Below are 6,658 nucleotides of genomic sequence, written 5' to 3' on the forward strand. Positions count from 1 at the left end.
CCTTCGTCCCTCCAAAAGGCCTGCACAAGGCCTTTTTGTTTTTTTAGAACGAGAAGCCCATGACTGAGCCACTGCGCATCGTCTTCGCCGGCACCCCGGAATTTGCCGCCGAACACCTCAAGGCCCTGCTCGACAGCCCTTACCAGATCGTCGCCGTGTACACCCAGCCTGATCGCCCGGCCGGTCGTGGACAAAAGCTGATGCCCAGCCCGGTCAAGCAACTGGCACTGCAGCATGATATCCCGGTCATGCAGCCGCCCACGCTGCGCGCCCCTGAGGCGCAGGCAGAACTGGCTGCGCTCAAGCCTGATGTGATGGTGGTAGTCGCCTACGGCTTGATTCTGCCGCAGGTGGTTCTGGATATCCCGCGTCTGGGCTGCATCAACAGCCATGCGTCGCTGCTGCCACGCTGGCGTGGTGCTGCGCCGATTCAGCGCGCGGTGCAGGCCGGTGATGCCGAGAGCGGTGTGACCGTGATGCAAATGGAAGCAGGTCTGGACACCGGGCCGATGCTGCTCAAGGCCGTAACCCCGATCACCGCACAGGACACCGGTGGCACGCTGCATGACCGTCTGGCCGAACTCGGCCCACCAGCGGTGTTGCAGGCCATTGCGGGGCTGGCGGATGGTTCGCTGGTCGGCGAGGTTCAGGACGACAGCCTGGCCAATTACGCTCACAAATTGAACAAGGATGAGGCGCGTCTCGACTGGACACGTCCGGCCGATGAGCTGGAGCGTCTGATCCGCGCCTTCAACCCGTGGCCGATCTGCCACAGCACGCTGAGCGAAGAAACCCTGAAAGTGCTGGCAGCCGATCTGGCCGAAGGGCAGGGCGTACCGGGAACTGTCCTCAGCGCCAGCAAGGACGGCCTGATCGTCGCCTGCGGCCAGAACGCCCTGCGCCTGACCCGTCTGCAACTGCCGGGTGGCAAGCCGCTGAATTTTGCTGATCTGTTCAACAGCCGTCGCGAGAAATTCGCCATCGGCACGGTGCTGGGCCAATGAACCCGCGTCTGGCCGCCGCCAAGGCACTGGCTGCTGTGCTCAGTGGCAAGGCGTCGCTGAACAGTTCGTTGCCTGCTCAACTGGACAAGGTCGAGGTGCGTGATCGCGGTCTGACTCAGGATCTGGCGTTCGGCACCGCACGCTGGCAGCCACGCCTGTCGGCACTGGCAGCCAAACTGTTGCAAAAACCCTTCAAGGCCGCTGATGCCGACGTCGAAGCGTTGCTGCTGGTGGGGCTTTACCAGCTGTTTTACAGCCGAATTCCTGCGCATGCGGCCATTGGTGAAACCGTTGGCTGCGCTGACAAGCTGAAAAAACCGTGGGCCAAAGGCTTGCTCAACGCCGTGCTGCGCAACGCGCAACGTGATGGCGAGGCGCTGCTGATCGAGCTGGAACACGACCCGGTGGTGCGCACCGCCCACCCGCGCTGGCTGCAAAAAGCCCTGAAAGCCGCCTGGCCGGAACAGTGGGAAGCCATCTGCGCGGCCAACAATGCGCATCCGCCGATGATTTTGCGGGTCAACCGTCGGCATAACAGCCGCGACCAGTACCTTGAGCTGCTGAATACTGCCGGGCTGCAAGCCAGCGCGTGCACCTTCAGTCAGGACGGCATCGTACTGGCCGAGCCCTGCGACGTGCGCTCGCTGCCGGGCTTTGCCGAAGGCTGGATCAGCGTTCAGGACGAAGCCGCGCAACTGGCCGCTGACCTGCTGGAGCTCGCGCCCGGGCAACGCGTACTCGACGCCTGTTGCGCGCCAGGTGGCAAGACCTGCCATTTGCTGGAAGTGCAGCCGCAATTGAGCGGCGTAGTGGCGGTGGACCTCGAAGCCAAGCGCCTGGTGCGCGTGCGTGAAAACCTTGATCGTCTGGGTCTGGACGCCGAGCTGATCGCTGCCGACGCCCGCGAGACAGCGCAGTGGTGGGACGGCAAGCCGTTCCAGCGCATCCTGCTCGACGCCCCGTGCTCGGCGACAGGTGTAATCCGTCGCCACCCGGACATCAAGCTGACCCGTCAACTGGATGACATCGCCGCGCTCGCCAGCCTGCAGGGCGAACTGCTCGACGCGTTGTGGCCTACGCTGCAAGTAGGCGGCATGCTGGTTTACGCGACCTGTTCGACACTACCGACTGAAAATACCGACGTCATCGAGGCGTTTCTGGCCCGCACCTCCGGGGCCAGAGAACTGGATATCGCCGGTCAGGCCGGACAGCCACCCGCAGGTATCAAGCAAGCCCATGGTCGCCAGCTGCTTGCCCAGCAAGGCGGCCACGACGGTTTCTACTACGCCAAACTGATCAAGATCGCGGATCAAGGTCGAGGCGGCGCGGGAGTAAGCAGGTGAAAATCATCATTCTGGGTGCAGGTCAGGTAGGCGGTACGCTGGCCGAGCATCTGGCGGGCGAAGCCAACGACATTACCGTGGTCGACACCGATGGCGACCGGTTACGCGATCTGGGCGACCGCCTGGATATCCGTACCGTGCAGGGCAAGGGCTCCTATCCCGCAGTTCTGCGCCAGGCGGGCGCGGACGACGCCGACATGCTGGTCGCGGTGACCAGCAGCGACGAAGCCAATATGATCGCCTGCCAGGTGGCCCACACGCTGTTCCACACGCCGACCAAGATCGCGCGCATCCGCGAAGCGGCGTACCTGACACGCGCGGGCCTGTTCGATAAAAACGCGATTCCGGTCGACGTGTTGATCAGCCCGGAACAGGTGGTCACCAATTACATCAAGCGCCTGATCGAGTACCCCGGCGCGCTACAGGTCATCGATTTCGCCGAAGGCAAGGCACAACTGGTCGCGGTCAAAGCCTATTACGGCGGTGCCTTGGTGGGTCAGCAGCTGCGCCAGTTACGTGCGCACATGCCCAATGTCGACCCCCGTATCGCGGCGATCTATCGGCGCGACCGGGCGATCCTGCCCCACGGCGATACGGTCATCGAAGCCGACGACGAGGTGTTCTTCATCGCCGCCAAGGCCGACATTCGTGCGGTGATGGGTGAACTGAGGCGTCTGGACGAGAACTACAAGCGTATCGTCATCGCAGGCGGTGGCAACATCGGTGAGCGTCTGGCTGAAGCCATTGAAAGCCGCTATCAGGTAAAGATCATCGAAGTAAACCCGGCGCGCTGCCGCTATCTGTCGGAGCATCTGGACAGTACGGTGGTGCTACAGGGCAGCTCATCGGATCGCGATTTGCTGATGGAAGAAAACATCAACAATACCGACCTGTTTCTGGCGCTGACCAACGACGATGAAGCCAACATCATGTCGTCGCTGCTGGCCAAACGCCTGGGCGCACGCAAGGTGATGACCCTGATCAACAACCCGGCCTATGTCGATCTGGTACAGGGCGGTGAGATTGATGTGGCGGTCAGCCCCCAACTGGCAACCATCGGCACGCTGCTGGCTCATGTACGACGGGGCGATATCGTCAGCGTGCACTCGTTACGGCGCGGCGCAGCCGAAGCCATCGAGATCGTCGCGCACGGCGACCCGAAATCCAGCAAAGTGGTCGGTCGCGCCATCAAGGACATCAACCTGCCGACCGGCACGGCAATCGGTGCGATCATCCGCGACGAACAGGTGCTCATCGCCCACGACATCACCGTGATCGAATCCGGTGACCATGTGATCATGTTCCTTGTGGATAAAAAGTGCATCCGTGAAGTGGAGCGGCTGTTTCAGGTGGGGTTGAGCTTTTTCTGAACAGGTCCTGAACAGCCTGCTCCCTGACTGAACCTCTTGCCGACCTGTCTGGTCGGCAACGCTCGTCGACTCGGACGAATTCTCTCTAAGCGCGCGTATCACACATACGCGCGCTATGCCTTTGACGGGCGTTACCAGAGAGAACATAAGCAATGCCTGAATCCAAAGTCCCCCTTCAAGGCTCACAAACCGACGGCACACCTGCGGGTGGCTGGCCTGCGCTCAGCGCGGTCAATAAGCACCTGTTGCACCAGCATGTGCTGATCAAGGGCAACCGCACGCTGATGTCCATGAACAAGCCTGGCGGCTTCGACTGCCCGAGTTGCTCCTGGCCGGACCCGAAGAAGCCGCACACCTTTGAATACTGCGAGAACGGTGCCAAGGCACTGGCCTGGGAATCGACCAAAAAACGCGTGACGCCTGAGTTTTTCGCCCGGCATACGGTCAGCGAACTGGCGACCTGGAGCGATCACGAGCTGGAAGCAGAAGGCCGTATCACCGAGCCGATGCGCTACGACGCCGCCACTGACAAATACCTGCCCGTCACCTGGGACGAAGCGTTCGCCGAGATCGGCGAAGAGCTGCGCGGCCTGAGCGATCCGTGGAAGCTGGAGCTGTACACCTCCGGGCGCACGTCAAACGAAGCCGCATTTTTGTATCAGCTGTTCGGTCGGCTGTACGGCATGGCCAACTTCCCTGACTGCTCGAACATGTGCCATGAAACCACCACTGCGGCGCTGCCCGAGTCGATCGGGGTTGGCAAAGGCACCACGACGCTGGAAGATTTCGAGAACGCCGACGCGATTTTCATCATCGGCCAGAACCCCGGTACCAACAGCCCGCGCATGATGTCCGAGCTGCACGCGGCCGCAAAACGGGGTGCCAGCATCATTTCGTTCAACCCGCTGCGGGAAAGGGCGCTGGTACGCTTTGCGGCGCCGCAGGACCCGCGCGACATGCTCAGTCTTCATGGGGTGGAAATCAGCTCGCAGTACCATCAGGTCAGGATCGGTGGCGACATGATCGCCCTGCAAGGCGTTTGCAAGGCCGTGATCGAAGCCGATGACGTGGCGCAGCGTGAAAACCTGCCGCGCGTCCTTGATGTGGCGTTCATTGAAGAACACACCCATGGCTTTGAGCAGTACGCCGACTATTGCCGGCAGTTGCCGTGGGACATCATCGAGCGCCATTCGGGTCTGACGCGTCAGGCCATCGAAGAGGTAGCGGCAGTCTATAAACGCTCGAAGGGGGTTATCTGCTGCTGGGGGATGGGCGTCACTCAGCACAAGCGTGGCGGTGATGCGATGCAGCAGATCATCAACCTGCTGCTGTTGCGCGGCAACATCGGCAAGCTCGGTGCGGGGGCTTGCCCGGTACGTGGACACTCCAACGTACAGGGCGACAGGACGATGGGCATCTATGAAAAGGCCGGAGAACCGTTTCTGGCCAGCATGAGCAAGGTGTTCGGTTTCGAGGCGTCCAGAAAAAAAGGCCATGCCGTGGCCCAGACCTGTGAAGCCCTGTTGCGTGGCGAGGTGGAAGCACTCATTTCCATGGGCGGCAATTTCTTCCGCGCTATTCCGGACACTGATGTGATCTGCCCGACCGTCAGCCGCCTGAAAATGACGGTGCTGGTCAACACCAAGCTCAACCGCAGTGCGACGGTACATGGACAGAAAGCCTTTCTGCTGCCATGCGTGGCGCGTTCGGAACGCGACCTGCAGAACGGTGTGGCGCAGACCATTACGGTCGAGGACGCGATGTCGATGGTGCACGGCTCGACCGGCATGCTCGAGCCTGCGTCGAAGCATCTGATTTCCGAGGTCGCCATCATCGCCGGTATCGCCAAAGCGACGCTTGCGCCCAATCCCAAGGTGGATTGGGACAGTTATGTGGGCGACTACGCCAGGATTCGCGACAAGATCGAAGAAGTGTTGCCCGAGCAGTTTTATGACTTCAATCAGCGCATCCTTGAACCCGGAGGTTTTCGATTGCCCAATGCCGCCAGTGAGCGCAAATGGGACACCGAGTCGGGCAAGGCCAACTTTCTCTTTCCCGAAGGCATCTACGACGAAGACGACACGCCGCCGGGCGCGGAGCATTTGCAGTTGATGACGATCCGCAGCCATGACCAGTTCAATACCACGGTGTATTCCAACGATGACCGTTATCGGGACATCCTTGGCGACCGCATGGTGGTGATGCTCAACCCACAGGACATCGAACGCCTGGGGCTGAAGGCCGGGGACTACATTGAGTTTCAGACGGCGCTCGACCCGACCACGACGCGGCGTGCAGCGGGTTTTAAAGTCATCCCCTACGACGTGCCGCAAGGCTGCTGCGCAGCCTACTACCCGGAAACCAACGGGCTGCTGCCACTGGCCAACCGGGATAAACACGGCAACACCCCTGCGGCCAAATCCATCCCGGTGAACCTGGTGCGGATGAGTTCGGAGGGGACGCAAGTGGCACTGGAACGGCGCGGGTTGATTGCGGTGGCCAGTTGAGGGAAACACCATCGTGCGGCGCTTCGCGTCCGATCTTGAATGCGCGGCGCGGCGCAGATCTGTGACGCGGAGCGTCACGCAAGGCATTCCCACGCTGGTGAACTGCCCCCAAGAAGTTGGACACCAATCCGACCTCATGGGGGTGTTCAAATGGGTAAGTATTCAGAACAGTTCAAGCTCACTGTCGTCAAAGCGTATCTTGAAGGCAACATGGGCTTTCGTATGGTAGCCCGCCAGTTCTCGATCGATTTCAGTCTGCTTCGACGCTGGGTCGCTAACTACAAGAGTCATGGTCACACCGGCCATCGTAAGCCTGGTCTTCGATACAGCGAAGCTTTCAAGCGCTCAGTGCTTGAGCACAGGCGTGAACACAAGCTGTCGCTCCGTCAGGCCGCTGCGCATTTTGGTATCGGGGATCCCGGCCAAATAGTCAT

Annotated in this window: 5 protein-coding genes; all 5 read left to right on the top strand. The window is 61.0% G+C overall.

Translation table 11 applies throughout. From position 1 onward, the window contains the following. Positions 1–59 precede the first annotated feature (59 nt). Positions 60–1,004 (top strand): methionyl-tRNA formyltransferase, encoded by a 945-nt coding sequence (gene fmt, locus RYC17_RS24340; RefSeq protein WP_316904610.1) that lies wholly within the window; start codon positions 60–62, stop codon positions 1,002–1,004. Then, positions 1,001–2,347 (top strand): 16S rRNA (cytosine(967)-C(5))-methyltransferase RsmB, encoded by a 1,347-nt coding sequence (gene rsmB, locus RYC17_RS24345; protein WP_316904611.1) that lies wholly within the window; start codon positions 1,001–1,003, stop codon positions 2,345–2,347. Before fmt ends, rsmB begins: the two co-directional genes overlap by 4 nt. Next, positions 2,344–3,717 carry a Trk system potassium transporter TrkA gene (trkA, locus tag RYC17_RS24350; protein ID WP_316904612.1) on the top strand — a complete coding sequence of 458 codons (1,374 nt, stop codon included), beginning with the start codon at positions 2,344–2,346 and terminating at the stop codon, positions 3,715–3,717. Before rsmB ends, trkA begins: the two co-directional genes overlap by 4 nt. A 152-nt stretch (positions 3,718–3,869) precedes the next feature. Beyond that, positions 3,870–6,224: an FdhF/YdeP family oxidoreductase gene (locus RYC17_RS24355; RefSeq protein WP_316904613.1), complete on the top strand. Its 2,355-nt coding sequence runs from the start codon at positions 3,870–3,872 to the stop codon at positions 6,222–6,224. Positions 6,225–6,374: 150 nt separating this feature from the next. Further along, the coding region (locus RYC17_RS24360) for a transposase (protein ID WP_316904614.1) at positions 6,375–6,658 on the top strand (284 nt) is incomplete at its 3' end.

This window comes from Pseudomonas syringae group sp. J248-6 (genome assembly GCF_032586995.1).
GTDB classification, from domain to species: domain Bacteria; phylum Pseudomonadota; class Gammaproteobacteria; order Pseudomonadales; family Pseudomonadaceae; genus Aquipseudomonas; species Aquipseudomonas amygdali.

Bases quoted from the DNA above. Each gene is read 5' to 3' on its own strand.
- fmt (WP_316904610.1), top strand. From the start codon at position 60: ATGACTGAGCCACTGCGCATCGTCTTCGCCGGCACCCCGGAATTTGCC.
- rsmB (WP_316904611.1), top strand. From the start codon at position 1,001: ATGAACCCGCGTCTGGCCGCCGCCAAGGCACTGGCTGCTGTGCTCAGT.
- RYC17_RS24355 (WP_316904613.1), top strand. From the start codon at position 3,870: ATGCCTGAATCCAAAGTCCCCCTTCAAGGCTCACAAACCGACGGCACA.